This window comes from Devosia sp. MDV22-iso42 (assembly GCF_058629155.1).
In genome coordinates this window covers 103,116-121,855 of sequence record NZ_JBZVWR010000010.1, presented here as the reverse complement: position 1 = coordinate 121,855, position 18,740 = coordinate 103,116, and the positions used below count along the sequence as shown (strand labels likewise).

Below are 18,740 nucleotides of genomic sequence, written 5' to 3'. Positions count from 1 at the left end.
GTGAGCGGGCTGCTGGCAGCAGTCGGTCACGCCTCCCGGCCCATGGTTGCGGCTATGGTCACGCTGGCCATTGTCAGCGTGGTGCTGCTGGCCTCCACGGTATGGCTGTTTGCCGAACTGCGTGAGCGACATGACGCGGTTACCCATTCCATTCGCGAGGATGCCGTCTGGGCGACATTCCAGAGCGACCGCGAAACGGCCAGGCTCATCGAAGCGCTCCGATCCCCGCACGGGGATGGCCCGGTGGACGAGATCAGCCTGGCCTTTGACCTGCTCTACAGCCGCACGGAACTGCTCGGCGCCGGTTCCTATGCCATTGCCTTCGGCAGCGATCCGGTCATCGGCAAGACAGCCGCCCAGATCGTGACGCTGATCAAGGACATGACGCCGAAGATGGATCGCCTTGTCGGAGAGCCTGCCGCCTATCCGGCCATGGCGCCCGACCTGCTGGCGGCGGCCCGCGCTGTCCGCGCCCAGACCAACGCCCTGATCATCGCCACCAATGCCGCCGTCAATGCCAAGCGCGTGGAGGAACGCCGCAAGACCCTCGATACCTATTGGCGCATCGGGGCGGCCGTTTCGGCCCTGACGGTGGCCTTGACGTTGATGGTGGCCTTGCTGGCCCTGCAGTTGCGCCACATCGCCCGCTCGGGAGGGGAAATGGCGGCGCTGAGCCGCCGCAATGCGCAGGCGGCGATCGACGCCCAGGCGGCCAATGTGGCCAAGTCGACCTTTCTGGCCACCATGAGTCACGAAATCCGCACACCGCTCAACGGCATTATCGGCATGGCCGAGCTGCTGGCCGATTCCGAGCTCAGCCGGGAACAGCGCGACCAGCTGCGCGTCATGCGCCAGTCGGGCGACGTGCTGCTCGACGTGATCACCGACATTCTCGATTTTTCCAAGCTCGAAGCGGGCGAGATGCGCATCGACAGGCAGGCGGTCAGCCTGCCGCAATTGCTGCATTCGGTGCGCGAGATCATGGCGCCGCGGGCGGCAGCGGCGCAGCTGCGGCTGCAGCTGCACGGCCCCGACATCGTCATCCATGCCGATGCCGGGCGTCTGCGCCAGATCCTGCTCAATCTGGTGGGCAATGCCATCAAGTTCACCCCGGCGGGATCGGTGATGGTATCGGCGGTGCTGGAGGGCAGGTTGCTGCGCTTCAGCGTGACGGATACCGGGACGGGCATTGCCGAGGCCGATCTGCCACGCCTGTTCAAGGATTTCAGCCAGCTCGATGGCTCCAATACGCGCCTGCACGGCGGCACTGGTCTGGGGCTGGCGATCTGCCGGCGCGTGGCCGAGACCATTGGTGGGCGCATCGGGGTAGAGAGCCGGCTGGGACAAGGCAGCACATTCTGGTTCGAGCTGCCGGCGGGCCCGATCGACTGTGCCCACAGCCTGCCCGAAATGGCGGGCCCCTGCCCGCAACGCTATATCGGGATCGGGCGCGTCCTGGTGGTGGATGACAATGCCATCAATCGCGAGGTGGCGGGATCGCTGCTGCAGCGCCTGGGGTTGAGCGTGGCCTATGCCGAAGACGGGGCGACGGCGCTGGACGCTTTGGGCGACAGCGACTTCGACCTGGTGTTCATGGATATGCAGATGCCGGTGCTCGACGGCCTGGCGGCAACGCAGCAGGCCCGGTCGGCGGGGCAGACCGTGCCGATCGTGGGGCTGACGGCCAATGCCTTCGAATCGGATCGCGACGCCTGCCTGGCGGCCGGGATGGACGGGTTCCTCGCCAAGCCGATAACGCGGCAGAAGCTGGAGGCGGTGCTGGTGCGGCTGCTCGGCCAGTCAATGGTCGAGGCCAACACGCCGGCAGCACCGTTGCCGCCCCATGTCGATGCCGATTATCAGCAGGCCCTGATCGAAGAGGTCGGGCAGGACACGTTCGATGCACTGACGGCCCGGTTCGGCGCGGAGTTGACGGTGATGCTGGCCACAGCGCGCGCCGCTGCCGTGACGGGTGACAGCAAGACGCTGGGGGCGGTGCTGCATACCATCAAGGGCGCCGCGCTCAGCCTGGGCTATGGCCAGCTGGCCGAGAGCGTGGATCGACTGCGTCAGCAGCCCGATATCGCGGCCGGCGACGTCGACCGGCTGCAGCCCAAGGCGGCCTGAGGCAAGCGCCATTTCAGGTCGAGCCGCCGACGACCTCGACCCGGAACCGCTTGATAGCCTCGTTTCACATGCTTTGTTCGAGAATGCGCACAAAGTCCGGCGCCTTCACCGGTCTCGGATTGGATGCTGTCGAGTGGTCCTTGACCGCGTGCTGGGCGACCGTTTCAAAGCAGTCCGCGGTGACGCCCATCTGGCTGAGTGTCGCCGGCAGGCCGAGTCGCCGGGAGAGGGCTGCCATTGCCGCAGCCAGGTCCGCATCCGGCGACAGGCCCAAGGCGGCCCGAAGCCGGGCGTATTTGTCTTCGCTGCCCACCGCATTGTAGCGCAGCACGGCGGGCAGCAGCACGGCATTGAGGGTGCCATGATGCAGCCTGACCGATTTCAGGCCGCCAAGCGGGTGCGACAGCGAATGCACGGCGCCCAATCCCTTCTGGAAGGTCAGGCCGCCCTGCAGCGCGGCCATCATCATCTCTTGCCGCGCCTGAACATTGCTGCCGTCGCGCGTTGCCGGCTCGAGCCAGCGGGCCGCGCGGGCCAGGCCGTCGAGGGCGATGGCGTCGGCCACCGGGTTGAAACGCGGGCTGAGAAAGGTCTCGATACAGTGGGTGATGGCATCCATCCCGGTTGCGGCCGTGAGATAGGGCGGCAGGCCGAGGGTAAGATCGGGGTCGCAGATGGCCACGTTGGGGATCATATACGGGGAGATGAAGCCAAGCTTGCGTCCATCCTCCAGCGTCAGCAGGGCGGCGCGCCCCACCTCGCTGCCGGTCCCAGCCGTGGTCGGCACCGCGATGACGGCCGGCTTGTCTGCGGTGATCCGGTCCAGGCCGCCAAGAATGGCAGCATATTGCTGCAGCGGCCCGCCATGCGTTGCCAGCAGCGATACAGCCTTGCCCAGATCGATGGCCGAACCGCCGCCCAGGGCCAAGATGCTGTCGCACCCGGCCGCCTTATAGCAGGCGACGGCCTCGATGGCTGCCGCTTCGGTGGGGTTTTCGGGGGTGCCGTCGAAGACGGCGGTGTCCTGGGGCAGACCAGACCTGGCCAGAACGGTAGCGAGCAGGCCGGCCGCCACGATCCCCCTGTCGGTAACGACAAGCGGGCGCGACACCCCCAGCAGCCTGAGCTCCTCGGCAAGCATGGTGATCGCGCCAGAGTCGAACTGGATGCGGGTCAGGTACTGAATGAGGGCCATGGTGGTTCTCCGGTCTGTCGCGGTCGTGGGGATGGTGCCCCTCAAATGGCTGAAACGCCACCTCGGGCCCGCCCCGATGACAATGGCAGCAAGGCGGCCATGAAGTCCTGCGGCTGGCCCCGCGCCAGGCGATGCGGGGCCGCTTTGGTCACAGCGACCTGATCGGCTGCAGCCCGTTCCGCGAGGGGACCAGTGCAATGGCATTGCGCAGTGGCCGGCCGAATTCGGGGATGCCGATTTCAAACACGTCGCCGACCTGGGTCTTGATGCCGTCGCCGAACGAGGCCACCGAGGTGCCCATGAACTGCACATGCACATCGCCGGGGCGCAGGAACTGGTCGTATTTGAAGTGATGGTATTCGAGATTGGCCAGGGAGTGACACATATTGTCCTCGCCGGTGGGGAATGACTTTTCCCACAGCGTCTTGCCGTCGCGCAGGATGCGCACGGTGCCCACGAGGTTGGCGGGCAGCTCGCCGATGAAGAGCTCCGGGCCATAGGCGCAGAAGCGCAGCTTGGCATGGGCGAGATAGAGGTAGTTCTTCTTTTCGGTAACGTGGTCGGTGGTCTCGTTGCCCACCGCGAAGCCGACGCGCCAGGGTGCGCCATCGGGGGCGATGACGTAAAGGCCGACCACTTCAGGCTCTTCGCCGGAATCCTCGGCAAAATCGGGCATGGGCAGCGCCTGGCCCGGCCGCGAGACGATCGAGCCATCGCCCTTGTAGAACCATTCCGGCTGCACGCCGGCCTGGCCGGCTGCCGGCTTGCCGCCCTCGACCCCCCATTTGAAGACGCGCATGGAATCGTTGAGTTCGGCCTCGGCGCCGGCAATCTTGGCATGCATCTGGCTGCGCGCCGCAGCGCTGCCCGTATGGGTCAGGCCGGTGCCGGCGATCACGCAATGGGCAGGATCCTCGTGGTCGAGCGGCGGCAAGACGCGCCCTGCCGCCAGCAGCCCGTCATAGTCATGCGCCTCGCCCGTGCCGCGCCTGTTGACCTCCTCGGCCAGCGAGCGACCGGCAGCAATGGCGTCGAGCGCGAGCTGGCGTACCGTGGCCGTGCCGTTGAGGGTGAGAATGGCGTTGCCGTCAACCACGCCGACGGCGCGCGCGCCATCGGTGGGCTCGAACTGAATCAGCCGCATGAAAAGTCTCCGCTATCTGTGTCAAAAGAGGGCGGCGCGCAATGGCCGCCCCAGTGGGGAGGCGGTCATCCGCCTCCCGTCCGGGCCGCTTTAGTCGGCGGTGCCCATGTCTTCGCGCGCCTGGGCGATCAGCTCGGCGCCGATGGTCTCGGTGAATTCCGCGACCACGGGCGCCACGGTCTCGCGCATGCGGGCCATTTCGGTGTCGGACAGGCGCGTCACTGCCATACCCTCCTGCTCGAGCAGGCCGACAAGACGGTCCGCGTCCGAACGCGAAAGCTCGCGCTGGTAGACGGCCGATTCATGGGCGGCCTCCATCACCAAGGCCTGATCCTCGGCCGAGAGGCTGCTGAACCAGGTCTTGCTGGCGAGCAGCAGATAGGGCGTATAGACGTGGCCGGTCAGGGCCAGATGATCCTGCACTTCATAAAAGCGACTGGAATAGATCAACCCGACCGGGGTTTCCTGGGCATCCACGGCGCGGGTTTCAAGCGCGGTGAACAGCTCGGGATAGGGCAGGGGCACCGGATTGGCGCCCAGCGCGGTAAAGGTCGAGATGAACAGCGGGTTGGGGATCACGCGGATATTGAGCCCGGCCACGTCATCGACCGAATTGATCGGGCGCACGGCATTGGTCATGTGGCGGAAGCCATTGTCCCAATAGGCGAGGCCCACCATGCCCAGCGCGTCGAGCTTGGCGAACAGCGCATCGCCGACCCGGCCGTCCATGACCTTATCCACCGCCGCGAAGTCGGGGTAGAAGAACGGCAGGTCAAAGATCAGGAATTCGGGGATCGAGCCGACGAGGTTGGAGGTGGGGCCGACCATGACTTCGAGGATCCCGCCCTGCAGCGAGGACTGCATCTGTGGCTCATTGCCCAGCGTGCCATTGCCGAATTTCTGCAGCTCGACGCGGCCTCCGGTCTTTTCGGCGACCAGTTCGACGAATTTGTTGACGCCCTGGCCGACGGGATGTTCCTCGACCGGCACATAGCCGATACGGGCGGTCTGGGCCGCGGCAGGCAGGCTGGCCGCGGCCAGCACCAAGGCGGTGGCAGCAAGCAGGTGAGTCAGTTTCATTGGTTTGCTCCGGTTTGTTGCTTGGCTTAGTAGAAGAGTTCGAGCGGACCCGTGACGATGCCGGGAAACAGCACCAGCAGGACCAGCACGGCAATTTCGGCGAGCAGGAAGGGAAGTACGCCGGCCACCGCCTTTTCCAGCGGGATGCGGGCGACGCCGCTGACCGTGTTCAGCACGGCGCCGACCGGCGGGGTGATCATGCCGATGGCGGCGCAGATGATGAAGACGACGCCGAAATAGATGGGGTCGATGCCCGCCGCCTTGACCACCGGCATCAGCACCGGCACCAGGATGGTGATGGCCGGCGTGAAGTCGAGCACGCTGCCGATGATGAAGACACCCAGCATCATCAGCGCCATCAGCAGGATGGGCTGCTCCATGAACGGGCCGAGCAGGCCGATCACCTGGGCGGGGACATTGGCGATGGTGATCAGGAAGGCGGTGACGCTGGAGGCCGCCACCAGCAGCATGATGATGGCGGTGAGCTTGGCCGATGCCAGCAGGCAGCCATAGAGGTCCCTGAGCGTCAGTTCGCGATAGATGACCATGCTGACAAACAGCGCGTAGGCTGCCGCCACGATGCCGGCTTCGGTCGGGGTAAACACGCCCATGCGCAGCCCGGCAATGATGATGACGGGCAGAAACAGCGCCCAGACCGCGTCGCGCAGCGAGCGCAGCACATGCTTGAGGCTCTGGCGCGGCAGGGTCGGGGTCTGGTCGCGGCGGGCCATGAACCACCAGGCCGCCACCAGGCTCAGGGCCATCAGCAGGCCCGGCACGATCCCGGCCAGGAACAGCTTGACGATGGAGAGATTGGCCGTGACGCCGAGGACGACGAAGCCGATGGAGGGCGGAATGACCGGCGCGATAATGCCGGTTGCCGCCATCAGGCCGGCGGTCCGGCCGACCGGATAACCGGCCTTGAGCATGATGGGAAGCAGCATGATGGCCAGCGTGGCGGTGTCGGCAATGGCCGAGCCGGACAAGGCCGCCAGCACCACGCCGGTGCCGATCACCACATAACCCAGCCCGCCGCGCAAATGCCCGAACAGGGCCATGGCAACGTCGACGATGCGGCGTGACAGCCCGCCTGCGGTCATCAGCTCACCGGCCAGCATGAAGAACGGAATGGCCATCAATGGGTAGCTGTCGGCGCCGTCGATCATTTTTTGCGCCAGGATCTGCGGATCCATCATGCCCAGCATCCACATCATGGCGATGGCGCAGACCATCAGCGCGAAGGCAACCGGAACGCCGATGGCCATGGCCCCGCCGAGCGAGGCGAGAAAGACCAGCGCGCTCATCGGCCTTCCCCCTCTGCAGGCAGCACATTGGGCTGCAACCGGCTGTGGTCACCCCGGGCAGACGAGTAGAGATTGAAGACAAGGATCAGCGCCCAGGACAGGGCGGCGGCGATGCCGGCGGCATACAGCCAGCCCACCGACACGCCCGACAGCGGCATCTGGTTGCTCCAGTTGATCTGGGTCTGGCGCAGGCTGCCCTGGAAGACCAGCCAGCTGCACCACAGCATCAGCAGGTGGGCGATCCACAGGGACACTATCCTGAGCCGCGGCGACAGCCGGGTGATCAGCGCGTCCACCGAGATATGCAGACCTTCGCGCAGCGCCACGACGCTGCCCAGCATGATGATCCAGACAAAGATCAGCCGCGAGATTTCAACCGAAATGGGAATACCCGAGCGCAGCCCGTAGCGCAGCACGACGTTCCAGAACACCAGCAGGCACATGATGCCCATGCCCAGGACGAGCAGATGCTCCATCCAGCGAAACGCGGAAAATTTGGACTTCTCCAACAGGTAACCTCCTCATGCACGCCGGTTTCGCCTTGCGCTGGCGGCTCTCGGATGTCGTGCATGGTGGTTTTTCTAGCGGCGGGTGGCGAGCGTGTATAATGATGTGTTCTGATAAAGGTATGAGGAGGAGTTATACCTATGTTGCCCACGCTCGAAGCCATGGCGGCGCGCCTGCGCCTGCGTCACTTCCGTCTGCTCATCGCCATCGACGATCACGGCTCGGTGCAGAAGGCGGCGGAAGCGGTCGCCCTGACCCAGCCAGGCGCCACCAAGGCCCTGCAGGAAATCGAGGCCGCCATGGGCGAGCAGCTGTTCGTCCGCAACCATCGCGGGCTCGAGCCGAACGAACTGGGCCACTGCGTCATCCGCTATGCGCGGCTGGTGATGACCGACATGACCCACTTGCGCGACGAGATGAAGGCGGTGCTCGAAGGAGTGGGCGGACGGCTCTCGATCGGCATGATCATGGGCGCGGTGCCGCTGGCCATGGAGGCCCTGTCCCGGCTGCTGCAGAAACAGCCCCAGCTGTCGGTCCAGGTCCACGAGGATACCAGTGCCCGCCTGCTCCACCTCATTGATGACGGCCGGCTCGACATGGCCATCTGTCGCACCAGCGTCAGCCACCGTCCCGAGCAGTACCGCAGCGTCAAGGTCAAGGACGAGCAGCTGTGCATCGCCGTCAGCGTGCAGCATCCCTGCGCCGATCTCAGCGCCGTAACGCTTGATGACGTGGCCAATTACCCCTGGGTGGTCTGCTCGGCCAATATGCCGATGCGGCGCCTGCTGGAGCGCGAGTTCAATGAATATGGCCTGCAGTTCCCGCACAATCTGGTCGAGACCACCTCGGCCTTTGCCACCATGTCGCTGATGCGCCACAGCCACCAGATGGTGGCGCTGCTCTCCACCGATGTGGGCAATTTCTTCTCCCAGTCCGCGGCCATCCGCGTGCTGCCACTGACCCTGCGCACCCGTTCCGAGCCCTATATGCTGGTGACGAGGCTGGACCGTACCGAATCCCCGGTCATGCGGATGTTCATCGAGCAGCTCAGCGGTGGCGAGGCCAAACCGCGGTTCCAGCCTGGCCTTGCCGAGGCGATCCCGGCGTGACGCCGAGGCCCGGCAGGCTGTGGTGGCGGTAGAACTGCCGAACGACCGATGGCGCAGGATGACTGAAACCGTGCTGGCGCATGGACCAGAACCTGCCTGCGACGCCTGGTCCCGCACGGGAAGCGATCCGTTGAGGACAGGTCCGCATGCGGCAGATCTCAGTGCGGTGACAGCGCGCCGTCGCTCACGTCTGTTCCGGGCGCAGGGGCGCGGGCCGGGCCGGATGCAGTACGGTCAGCACCAGCCATTGCGCGACCAGGGCCGGCTTGGGGCCGGCATCGGTCTCCATGGTGACATCATAGGTCAGCAGCAGCCGGTCTGGCGCCTTGCTGTCGACAGCGGCAAGCCCGAAGCGGCCGCGCACGCGCGCAGCCGCCCGCACGGGTGAGACGAACCGAAGCCGGTTGACGCCGTAATTGACGGTCATGGCGGTGTGCTCGATGGCCGGCAAAGCCTCGAAACACATCCTGCTGAGCAGCGAGAGCAGCAGAAAGCCATGCGCGACGGTGCCGCCGAAAGCCGTCCCGGCGGCGCCCGCAGGATCGACATGGATGAACTGCCGGTCCATCGTTGCATCCGCAAACTGGTCGATCATCGATTGGCTGATCTCGATCCAATCCGAGACGCCGACCTCCTCGCCGACGCGTTCAGCCATGCGCGCCGCTGCAATGTCCGGCGGTGACATCCTATAGCACCTCGAACAGTCCGGCCGCGCCCATGCCACCACCGACGCACATGGTGACCACGACATATCTGGCGCGCCGCCGCCGGCCCTCGATGAGGGCGTGACCGACCAGGCGCGCGCCCGACATGCCATAGGGGTGGCCGATCGAGATGGCGCCGCCATCGACGTTCAGCAGTTCGTCCGGAATGCCGAGCTTTTCCTGGCAATAGAGTACCTGGACGGCGAAGGCCTCATTGAGCTCCCACAGCCCGATATCATCCATGCCAAGGCCGAAGCGCTCGAGCAGCCTGGGGACGGCATAGACGGGGCCGATGCCCATCTCGTCCGGCCTGACGCCCGCCACGGCCATGCCGACATAGCGGCCCAGCGGCTCAAGCCCCTGCTTTTCCGCCAGCTGGGCCTCCATCAGCACGCAGGCAGCGGCGCCATCGGACAGCTGGCTGGCATTGCCGGCCGTGATGTTGCCGCCTTCCCGGACCGGCTTGAGCGCAGCGAGCCCTTCGAGGGTTGTTTCGGGCCGGTTGCCCTCATCGCTGGTGATCGTCACCACCTCCGGCGTGGTTTGGCCGGTTTGCCTGTCCACCACCAGCCGCGTGGCGGTCACCGGCACGATCTCGTCGGCGAAACGCCCGCAGCGCTGGGCGGCGGCGGTGCGCTGCTGCGATTGCAGGGCATAGGCATCCTGCCGCTGACGCGAGATGCCATAACGCCCGGCGACCACCTCGGCCGTGTCGATCATCGGCAGGTAGGCATCGCCATGCATGGCGATGAGCTCGGGGTCGATGTCCACGCGCAGCTCGGGCGTCTGCACCAGCGAAATTGAATCCACCCCGCCGGCCAGCACCACCGCCATGCGATCGACGATGATCTGCTTGGCCGCGGTGGCGATGCTCATCAGGCCGGAGGCGCATTGGCGGTCCATGGTCATGCCCGGGACCTCGACCGGCAGGCCGGCACGCAGGGCGGCATTGCGGCCGATCGTATGCTGCGACCCCTGCGGCAGGGCGCAGCCGAGAATGCAGTCGTCAAGCTGCAGCGGATCGATATGGGCCCGTTCCACCGCGGCCCGCAGCGCATAGGCGGCCAGCGTCGACGCCGGGGTGGCATTGAAGCTGCCCCTGTAGGCCCGGCCGATCGGCGTCCGGGCCGTGGAGACGATCACCGCCTCGCGCATGTCACTGCCCCTGTTTGGCTAGCCGGACAAAGCCGGCACTGCGCAGCTCGTGCTCGCCCTGTCGCATGCCGCCATCGGGCAGCAGGTCATCGGCGCGGTCGACGATGGTCTCCCAGGCGGCGACGATCTGTTCGGGCACGTCGTCACCGGCCCCCAGATAGACGCCCTGGGTGAGAGCGATATGGGCGGTCTCGAAGGAGCCGGCGCCGGCGCACAGGATGGTGCGGTTCGGAGCATCGTCTGCGGCCAGCACCAGCACGGCCGGGCTGACCAGGCTGGGATGGAGCCGCTCAAGTTCTTCGGGCGGCAGCAGACCATCGAGCATCTGCGTTGCCGCGCTGGGGGCAATGCAGTTGACGCGGATGTCATATTTGGCGCCTTCGAGCGACAGCGTCTGCATCAGGCCGACCAGCGCCATCTTGGCAGCTCCGTAATTGGACTGGCCGAAATTGCCGAACAGGCCCGAGGACGAGGTGGTAAAGACAATGCGGCCGTAATGGCGCTGCCGCATATGCTCCCACACGGCCTTGGTGCAGTTGACCGAGCCCATCAGGTGCACGTCCAGCACCAGGCGGAAATCGGCCAAGTCCATCTTGGCAAAGCTCCTGTCGCGCAGGATGCCGGCATTGTTGACCAGGATATCGACCTGTCCCCAGCGTCTTATGGTCTCGTCCATCATGGCCGTGACCGCGTCATGGTCAGTCACCGAGGCGGCAAAGCCTGCGGCCGTGCCCCCGGCCTGGCGAATTTCGTCGGCAACCGCCTCGGCGGCTGCCTGGCCGACATCATTGACGACGACCCTGGCGCCACGTCGGGCCAGCAGCAGGGCATGCTCCCGCCCCAGTCCGGCACCGGCGCCGGTAATCACGGCCACGCGTCCCGATAGATCGATCACTGCAATTCCTCCCTGCCGGCGAACCGGACATGTCGTCTGACGATTGACGCAGCCGGCCCGCGCCGCCTGCCAGTTGATTCAGCGGCCTGCCTGGGCCACTAGAACACAGGCGGCTGCTTGCTGCGGAATGCTGCAAGGCCCCTGGCAAGATCGGCGCCGCCCAGATGCCGGGTGAAGCGGTCGAGTTCGGCCTGGATGCGCTCAGCCCGGGCAGCGGACCGGTGCCCCGTCAGCGCCTTGATGTGGCGGTTGACCTCGGGACTGGCCTGGCAGATGCGGCGGGCCAGGTCGCGCGCCCGATCCATGAGCTGGGTGCCCGGCGCCACCTCATTGATCAGCCCCCAGTCCCTGAGCGTCGCGGCGTCCAGCAGGTCGCCGGTATAGAGTAGTTGCGCCGCGCGCGACGGACCGATGCGTTCGGCAAGCCGCACGGTGGACCCGCCCGCCGGCACTATGCCATGCCGGGTGTGGCCATCGCCGATCCGGGCATGCTCGGCGGCCAGCACGATGTCGCAGCACAGCAGGATTTCGAGGCCCCCGGCCACGGCAATGCCATTGGCGGCGCCGATCACCGGTACCGGCAGATCTTCCAGCATCTGGATGACGCCCTGATTGTAGCGCAGCGTCTCGATGAGCGCCGTGCCGCCAGTCTCGAGCATCTCCGCGAATTCCTTGAGGTCGCCACCGGCGCAAAAGGCGCGGCCCGTGCCGGTGATGATGACCGCGCGCAGCCCGGGCAGGTCCCGCACGGCCCGCAGCCGGCGCTCCAGCGAGCGCATCATCGCCTGCGAGGCAGCGTTGAGATTGTCGGGGCGATCGAGGGTGAGCGTGGCCACGCCCGCATCGACATCGAGGCGTACCGGGTCGCCGTTGCTCCCATCCAACCGGCGCAGGGTATAGACTTGTGGCAGGGGCTTCAGCGCCGCCTCAAGCCGGGCCAGTTGATCGGGGGTGGCACCGGCAAGACCGATCTCGACCAGGGTGCGCTTCTGCCCGTCTAACGACACATCGATTTGGCTGGACTGTCCGGGGTCGCAGATCGGCTCGAGTTCCAGCCGCACCTTTTCCTTGATGGCCAGGTCGCGCAGGTCCGGCTTGAAAATCTTGCCCACGGCCGTGACCGGCAGGGCGTCGATGAGCAGGATGCTGCGCGGACGGGCCGGCGGCTCGTTTATCCTGGCCTCGACATAGGCCTTGAGCCCGTCGACATCGATCTCGGCCCCGGGCGCCGGCACCACGAACAGCACGGGCACTTCGCCGGCATACTGGTCCGGCATGCCAACCGCTGCGCTGATCTGCACGCCGGGGAACTGGTTGGCGACATCCTCGATGGCGGCCGGATCGATATTGTGACCGCTGCGGATGATGAGGTCCTTCTCGCGACCGGTCAGCACCAGCCGCCCGTCCTCGCTCAGATAGCCGACATCGCCGGTCGTCAGCCAGCCATCGGCATCGATAATGCCGACATTATGGGCCGGATCGACATAGCCGGCAAAGACCTGCGGGCCGCGCACCTGCACCGCGCCGCTTTCATTGGCGGCGCACAGCTCGCCATCGGCGCCCAGCCGGGCGATGCGGGTCTGCGAGAATGGCGAGCGCAGCCCGACACTGCCCCGCACCCGTTCGCCCAGCGCCGGGGTGAAGGCGATGGCAGCCGCCGTCTCGGTCATGCCATAGGTCTCGCGCAGCACAATGCCGGTCGTGGCTTCAAAGCGCGCGCCCACCGCCGCGGGCAGGCTGGCGCCGCCGGTCAGCGCCAGCCGCACCGAAGAGATGTCGGTGCCCGGCGTCCAGCTATTGGTGATGGCGGCAATGGCGGTGGGCACCCCGCCGATCACGGTGAGGCGGAATCTTTCCACCAGGCGCCAGAAATTGTCGACCACCGCCGGCGAGCGGAAACCATTGGGCGCGGGAATGACCACATGCCCGCCGGCCGACAGCACCGCCAGGCCGACCGTCATGGTGCCGCCGACATGAAAGAAGGGAAAGCCGTTGATGGCGACATCATGCTCGTCATAGGCAAAGACCTGGCCGAAGCCGAAGGCGCCGTGGATCTGGTTGCCATGGCTGAGCGGCACCAGCTTGGGCCGTCCGGTGGTGCCGCCGGTATGAAACAGCGCGCATATTGTGTCGCGGTCCTGTGACGGCGCGACGTCCAGTCCGTCGCCCCGACAACCCTGCAGGGACACGTCGAGGCTGCGGTATCCGGAGCGCGGTTCTGCAAGCTCGCCGATGACGATGACATGTTGCAGGCTCGCCACCTGCTCGAAAATGCCTTCCGCCTTGCTCCAGCAGGTCTGGTCCAGTTCGGGCGACGGCAGGACGAGGATCGTCGCCTGTTCGGCATTGAGCAGGTCGATGATGGCCTCGCGGCTGAGCAGATAGTTCAGCGCGCTGGCTACGCCCGCCACCTGCGCCCCCAGCAGCAGTGCTGGCAGCTCGGGCAGGGTGGGCGTGAGGAAGGCCGCGACGCCCTGGCCCTGGCGCAGGCCGAGCGCGCTGAACATGTTCGCCGCGCGGGTGGTTTCGGCCAGCAGTTCGCGGTGGGTGAGCGAAATGCCGATATCGGCCGGATCGGGCGAGCGCAGCACGGTCAGGGCCTGGCGGTCGCCAACGCGCTGCGCCGTCGCCAGCAGCAGGTCATAGAGGTTGCGGGCCGGCACCAGCTCGTCATAGGGACGCTGCTCGAGCGCAACGATGTCCTCGATGGTGCGGATTTCGGCCGCCGGTCCGGTCATTGTGAGCGCGCGTTCCATCAGTGGACCGCCGCATACATGATGGTCTGCTCGTCGGCATGATGGGTTTCGAACTCCTCGACGATACGGCCCTGCCGGCACACGAGAATGCGGTCGGACAGCTGCAGGACCTCGGGCAGATAGGACGAGATCACCATGACGGCGACGCCCTCGTCCGCCAGCCGGTTGATCAGCTGATGGATCTCGGCGATGGCGCCGACATCGACGCCGCGGGTGGGCTCGTCGAAGATGATCAGCTTGGGCCTCTGTACCAGCGCCTTGGCAACGACCACCTTCTGCTGGTTGCCGCCCGACAGTTCGATGACCCGCGCATCGGCATTGATCGCCCGCACATTGAGCGCGGTCATCCATTCTTGGGCAAGGCTGCGCATCTCGGTCATGCTGACCGTGGCCGACCTGGTCTGCCCACCCGCCATGGCGGCCAGATAGATATTCTCGGCGATCGACATGGTCTCGAAGAAGCCTTCGACCTTGCGGTCTTCGGTGACATAGATGATGCCGTCCCGCACGGCGGGGCGCGGCACGCGGTAACGCACCGGCCTTCCATTGAGCCGCACCTGGCCGCCATGGAAGAGATTGCGCTTCAGCGCGCCGGCAACCACCTTTGCCGCCTCGGTGCGGCCCGAACCGATCAGGCCGAATACGGCGGTGATCTGCCCGGCAAAGATCGAGAACGAGGTGTTGCGCACCACAGTGCCCATCGACAGGTTCTGCACGCTCAGCACCTTCTCGCCCGAGGGGCGCAATTGGCGATCCTTGTACGAACCATAGAGTTCGCCGCTGAGCGTGCGGCCCACCATGGCCCGCACGATCTTCTCGCGGTCAAACGCCGATGCAGCGTCGGTCACCACATGTTCGCCATCGCGCATGACGGTGATGCGGTCGGCCACGGCCAGGGCCTCTTCTAGCGCGTGCGAGATGAAGATCATCGAGACGCCGCGCAGCTTGAGCCGCTGCACCAGGGAGAAGAACTGGTGCTTTTCTTCCGGCGTCAGCGTTGCCGTGGGCTCGTCGAAGATGATGACCTTGGCATTGTGGTGCACGGCGCGGGCAATTTCCACCATCTGCTTCTGGCCGGCACCGAGCCCTGAGACCAGCGCGGTCGGGTCAACGTGGAAATTGAGCGATTGCAGGAATTGCTGGCCGGCAATGTAGATGCCGCGCAGCCGATGGAAACGCTTGGCGTCCGTCAGATTGATGTTCTGGGCAACGGTCAGCGACGGCACCAGGCTGGTTTCCTGATAGACCATGGCCACGCCGCGCTGCAGCGCCGCCGAGGGCGAGGCCAGGTCGACCTTTTCGCCATTGAGCCAGATTTCGCCGCTGCTGGGTCGGACCACGCCGGCCAACATCTTGGTCAGCGTCGATTTGCCGGCGCCGTTCTCGCCCAGCAGGGCGTGCACCTCGCCGCGCCGCAGCGTAAAGGAGACATTGCTGACGGCAAGGGCGCCCCGGTAGTCCTTGGAGACATTGCGGGCTTCGGCGATGGGCGTCATGGCGCGTCTCCCGTGCCTGGCTGCATGTCCGCCAGCGGCAGCGCCACGACGACGCCGTCGCCGCGCGCCGCCACGAACAGCTGCCCCCCGTGCTCGGCCACGCCGGTGACGCCGTGTGTGCGGCCGTCGGCGCGGCTCTGCAGGCTGCTGCGCGGCCGGAATGTTGCGTCCAGCTTTACGCAGAGCCCAGCCGACCTGGTGGGCGCCCAGGGCTTGACCATGCCCAGATGCTTGACGGCGCCGCCCTGCAGCGATTCATAAAAGCTGCTGCCCGAGCGCAGCCGCGGCGCCACCCAGAATGCCTGCGGCACCTCGGTCATCATGCGCCAGCAATAGGTGGGTTCGCGCAGCACGAATTCCACCAGCTGGCTGCGCGGCGCGAACAGTGCCAGCCAGTAGCCATCCGCGGCTGGGGCAAGACGGCCCGGATAGGCGGGCAGATCGGCCTGCAGAGTCTCCAGCCGGCCCGGAAGGGCTTGATCGAGCCGGACGAGGCGATGTCGCCAGGCTTCGGAAAAGACCAGGCTGCCGGCATCGAGGGCCAGGCCGGCAGGCCAGGCCAGGTCACCGGCAAGGCGCGTGGACGTGCCGCTCTTCAGGTCGATGCGCCAGATGCTGCCTGTGGCATTGCGCTCGAGGAGATCGCGCTGCCATTCGGCGGCGGCGGTTGTCGCTGAGCCATTGGCGACATAGAGGCAATCGGGCGTGGCGACGAGGGCGGTGATGCAGGTGACCTGCGCGTCCGCCCGATAGGCCCGCCCGGCAAAGGCGCCGCCCTCGATGACGATCTCGCCATCGGCAAAGGCAATGGCCAGGCCGTCGCTGCCGACCGCCGCCAGGCCGGCAGTGTCCCGGCCATAGCGGCCCCGTTCGCGCCATTGTCCGTCGGCGCCAAGCGCCAGAAGGCGGTTGCCGGCCGCAGCCAGCAGCACGCCGCCCTGGCTGACCAGGCTGTCGACGGCCTCTATGGCTTGGCGTGACGGTGCCGTATCGAGCAGCCGGTTGGGCCGCAAGGGACCATCGAGTGGCGGCACGGTGACGGCCGCGTCGCCCCGGCCAAGCAGGTTGTTATAGGCGCGCACCAGGCTGGCGATCATTGTTGCCCCCAATAGGATTTCTGGCCGGTCCAGCTCTCGTCCATGTCGGCCAGCTTGAGGCGGCCGACCCGGTTGTTGAGGATGCCGCCGATATAGAGGTAACCCTTGTGCTCGCGCATGGAGGTGATCATCGGATGGTTGTCGCCGCCGCGATCCCAGAGGGTCTCGATGATGCGTCCGGCATCGTCGAAGCGGACAATGCAGCCGGTATTGATATTGGGGAACATCCACTCGTCGGGCGCGATGCGCTGCGCCATGCGCCGCCGGAAGCCGGGCATTTTCAGCGCCAGATCGAGCGCGGGCGTGCGCATGCCGACCAGGGCCAGCCAATAGGTGCCATCCGAGGCACGGTTGATATTGTCGGGATAGCCCGGCAGGTCGGCCAGGACGATTTCCACCGTTCCCTGTCTAGGACCATCGAACCAGTAGCGGCTGACGCGGCAGGCCCAGGTTTCGGCGAACAGGAACGATTGCCCGTCATGCATCATGCAGATGCCATTGGGGAAAACCAGGTTCTTCATCACCGTCCGGGTCGTGCCGGTGTTTGGATCAAAGCAGATGATGCGGCCATTGCCGCGCGATTCCAGGCAGTCCACCGGCCATTCATGCATCTCGTAGCGGATGGTCGCCTCGCTGAAGAAGACGCGGCCATCGGGCGCAATGTCGAGATCGTCGGCGAGCCGCAGGCGGGAATCGTCGATGATGGAGAGCAAGGAGCGGCTGGTTTCATCGGTCAGCTTCTCGATGGTGCGGTCGGGCCTGATGCGATAGAGGCCCATGCCCCCAATGCAGCACAGCAAAGCCCCGTCACGGGCAAAGGCCATGCCCAAGGGCCGGCCGCCGACATGGGCGAAGACCTCCTGCTGCCCATAGTCGGGCGCGAGGAAACGGACGATGTCGCCGGTGCGGTTGCCGACATAGATGTTGTCGTCCGCGTCGAGGATGACGTCCTCGGGGCCGTCGATGCGGTCGAGCCCGATCGCCTCCACCGGCTGCAGCCGGTCATTGAGGGCATAGACGGAGCCCTCCGCGGTCGAGGGCGCCGGTGGCAGTTGGGCATAGGCGGGCGACACATAGACGTTGGAGAGAAATTTCAGCCGGTTCTTGAGCCAACGCACGTCGATGGCCACTGCTGCCAGCAGCACCAGGCCAAGCAGCAGCGAACTGCCGCCGCGGGTGATCCCGAGACGGACGAGGCCATTGACCATGATGACCACGATGATCGAGCCGATGATCGCCTTGGCGGCCGAGCCACGACCGCCGCCCAGACTGTTGCCGCCCAGCACCGCTGCGGTCAGCGCGGTAATTTCGAGGCCGACGCCGGTATCGGCGCCGGCGCCGCCCAGCCGGGAGGCAATGAGCGCGCCCGACAGCGCGGCAAGTGTTCCCGACACGACATAGGTCAGGCAGATGACGCGCCGCACGCGGATACCGACATTGTGGGCCGACCGGCGCGAGCCGCCAACCGCCAGCACATGCCAGCCAAGGCGGGTGCGGCTGAGCACGATATGGGCGCCGACGGCGATGGTGAGCGCGACGATGACGCTGAACGGCACGCCCAGCACGCTGCCCTCGCCGAAGAAATACCAAAGCTCGGAATCGGGGAATACGGCGGCGATCGCCACCGAATAGCGCAGCAGCAGCATGTCCACGATCGCCCGGACGATGATGAGCGTCACCAGCGTTGTCAGAAAGGCGCGCAGGCGCAGATAGCCGACCAGGATGCCGTTCACCAGGCCGACGGCCGCGCCGCAGGCCAGCGTGGTGACAATGACGGCGCCGACGGGCCAGCCGGCGACGTTGAGCAGGGCCAGCGCGACGATATTGCCCAGCGCAAAGGTCGAGCCGACGCTCAGATCGATGCCGCCGGCAACCATGACGATCATCAGCGCGAGCACGATCAGGCTGAATTCGCCGCCCTGGCGCGTCAGGTCCGACACGCTGGCGGCGCCGAAAAATCCCGGGATCAGCGTGCCGATCACGGCAGCGACGATCAGCAGGATCAGCACGGGGATGGCGTTGTCTACCCAGCGCTTGCTGAGGATTTCACCGAGAAGATGATCGGGCACCAGGCGGTAGCGCCAGCGTACGATCCGGTCTGAAACGGCCATGAGGTCCTGCACGGTTCTGGAGGATGAGGAGAGGCGCGGGCGGCAAGACGCCGTCCGCAA

General features: G+C 66.2%; 14 protein-coding genes. 2 read left to right on the top strand and 12 right to left on the bottom strand.

Annotated elements, in window-relative coordinates:
* Positions 1-2,127 (top strand): hybrid sensor histidine kinase/response regulator, encoded by a 2,127-nt coding sequence (locus tag AC4NN3_RS12450; protein WP_491927415.1) that lies wholly within the window; start codon positions 1-3, stop codon positions 2,125-2,127.
* Between the two features lie 64 nt (positions 2,128-2,191).
* Here AC4NN3_RS12450 and gbd read toward each other — a convergent pair whose 3' ends face one another.
* The 5 genes from gbd to AC4NN3_RS12425 form a co-directional block, all read right to left on the bottom strand.
* Entirely contained in the window at positions 2,192-3,322 is a 1,131-nt protein-coding gene (gbd, locus tag AC4NN3_RS12445) for a 4-hydroxybutyrate dehydrogenase (protein WP_491927414.1), read from the bottom strand.
* A 148-nt stretch (positions 3,323-3,470) separates the two neighbouring features.
* Complete coding sequence (araD1, locus tag AC4NN3_RS12440) at positions 3,471-4,466, bottom strand: AraD1 family protein (RefSeq protein ID WP_491927413.1); 996 nt, start codon at positions 4,464-4,466, stop codon at positions 3,471-3,473.
* Between the two features lie 90 nt (positions 4,467-4,556).
* Positions 4,557-5,546 (bottom strand): TRAP transporter substrate-binding protein, encoded by a 990-nt coding sequence (locus AC4NN3_RS12435; protein ID WP_491927412.1) that lies wholly within the window; start codon positions 5,544-5,546, stop codon positions 4,557-4,559.
* A 26-nt stretch (positions 5,547-5,572) separates the two neighbouring features.
* Positions 5,573-6,850 (bottom strand): TRAP transporter large permease, encoded by a 1,278-nt coding sequence (locus tag AC4NN3_RS12430; protein ID WP_491927411.1) that lies wholly within the window; start codon positions 6,848-6,850, stop codon positions 5,573-5,575.
* Positions 6,847-7,359, bottom strand: a complete 513-nt coding sequence (locus tag AC4NN3_RS12425; protein ID WP_491927410.1) for a TRAP transporter small permease — start codon at positions 7,357-7,359, stop codon at positions 6,847-6,849. Before AC4NN3_RS12425 ends, AC4NN3_RS12430 begins: the two co-directional genes overlap by 4 nt.
* Before the next feature lie 138 nt (positions 7,360-7,497).
* Here AC4NN3_RS12425 and AC4NN3_RS12420 point away from each other — a divergent pair, with 138 nt between their 5' ends.
* On the top strand, positions 7,498-8,466 hold the full coding sequence (locus AC4NN3_RS12420) for a LysR family transcriptional regulator (protein ID WP_491927409.1): 969 nt from the start codon (positions 7,498-7,500) through the stop codon (positions 8,464-8,466).
* 184 nt (positions 8,467-8,650) lie between these two features.
* Here the strand turns inward: AC4NN3_RS12420 and AC4NN3_RS12415 are convergent, their stop codons facing one another.
* The 7 genes from AC4NN3_RS12415 to AC4NN3_RS12385 all read right to left on the bottom strand — a co-directional run bounded on the left by AC4NN3_RS12415 (position 8,651) and on the right by AC4NN3_RS12385 (position 18,680).
* A complete protein-coding gene (locus AC4NN3_RS12415; RefSeq protein WP_491927408.1) occupies positions 8,651-9,151 on the bottom strand; it encodes a MaoC family dehydratase in 501 nt (166 codons plus the stop codon).
* Position 9,152: 1 nt separating this feature from the next.
* The gene (locus tag AC4NN3_RS12410) at positions 9,153-10,325 is read right to left on the bottom strand and encodes an acetyl-CoA C-acyltransferase (protein ID WP_491927407.1); all 1,173 of its coding nucleotides are present in this window, start codon (positions 10,323-10,325) and stop codon (positions 9,153-9,155) included.
* Position 10,326: 1 nt separating this feature from the next.
* Positions 10,327-11,220: an SDR family NAD(P)-dependent oxidoreductase gene (locus AC4NN3_RS12405; protein WP_491927406.1), complete on the bottom strand. Its 894-nt coding sequence runs from the start codon at positions 11,218-11,220 to the stop codon at positions 10,327-10,329.
* A 98-nt stretch (positions 11,221-11,318) separates the two neighbouring features.
* Positions 11,319-13,976 (bottom strand): AMP-binding protein, encoded by a 2,658-nt coding sequence (locus AC4NN3_RS12400; RefSeq protein ID WP_491927405.1) that lies wholly within the window; start codon positions 13,974-13,976, stop codon positions 11,319-11,321.
* Positions 13,976-15,472, bottom strand: coding sequence for a sugar ABC transporter ATP-binding protein (locus AC4NN3_RS12395; RefSeq protein WP_491927404.1), 1,497 nt, complete (start codon positions 15,470-15,472; stop codon positions 13,976-13,978). The genes AC4NN3_RS12400 and AC4NN3_RS12395 overlap by 1 nt, the downstream gene beginning before the upstream one ends.
* Entirely contained in the window at positions 15,469-16,569 is a 1,101-nt protein-coding gene (locus AC4NN3_RS12390) for an SMP-30/gluconolactonase/LRE family protein (RefSeq protein WP_491927403.1), read from the bottom strand. The genes AC4NN3_RS12395 and AC4NN3_RS12390 overlap by 4 nt, the downstream gene beginning before the upstream one ends.
* Entirely contained in the window at positions 16,566-18,680 is a 2,115-nt protein-coding gene (locus AC4NN3_RS12385; protein ID WP_491927402.1) for an ABC transporter permease, read from the bottom strand. The genes AC4NN3_RS12390 and AC4NN3_RS12385 overlap by 4 nt, the downstream gene beginning before the upstream one ends.
* Between the last annotated feature and the right edge of the window lie 60 nt (positions 18,681-18,740).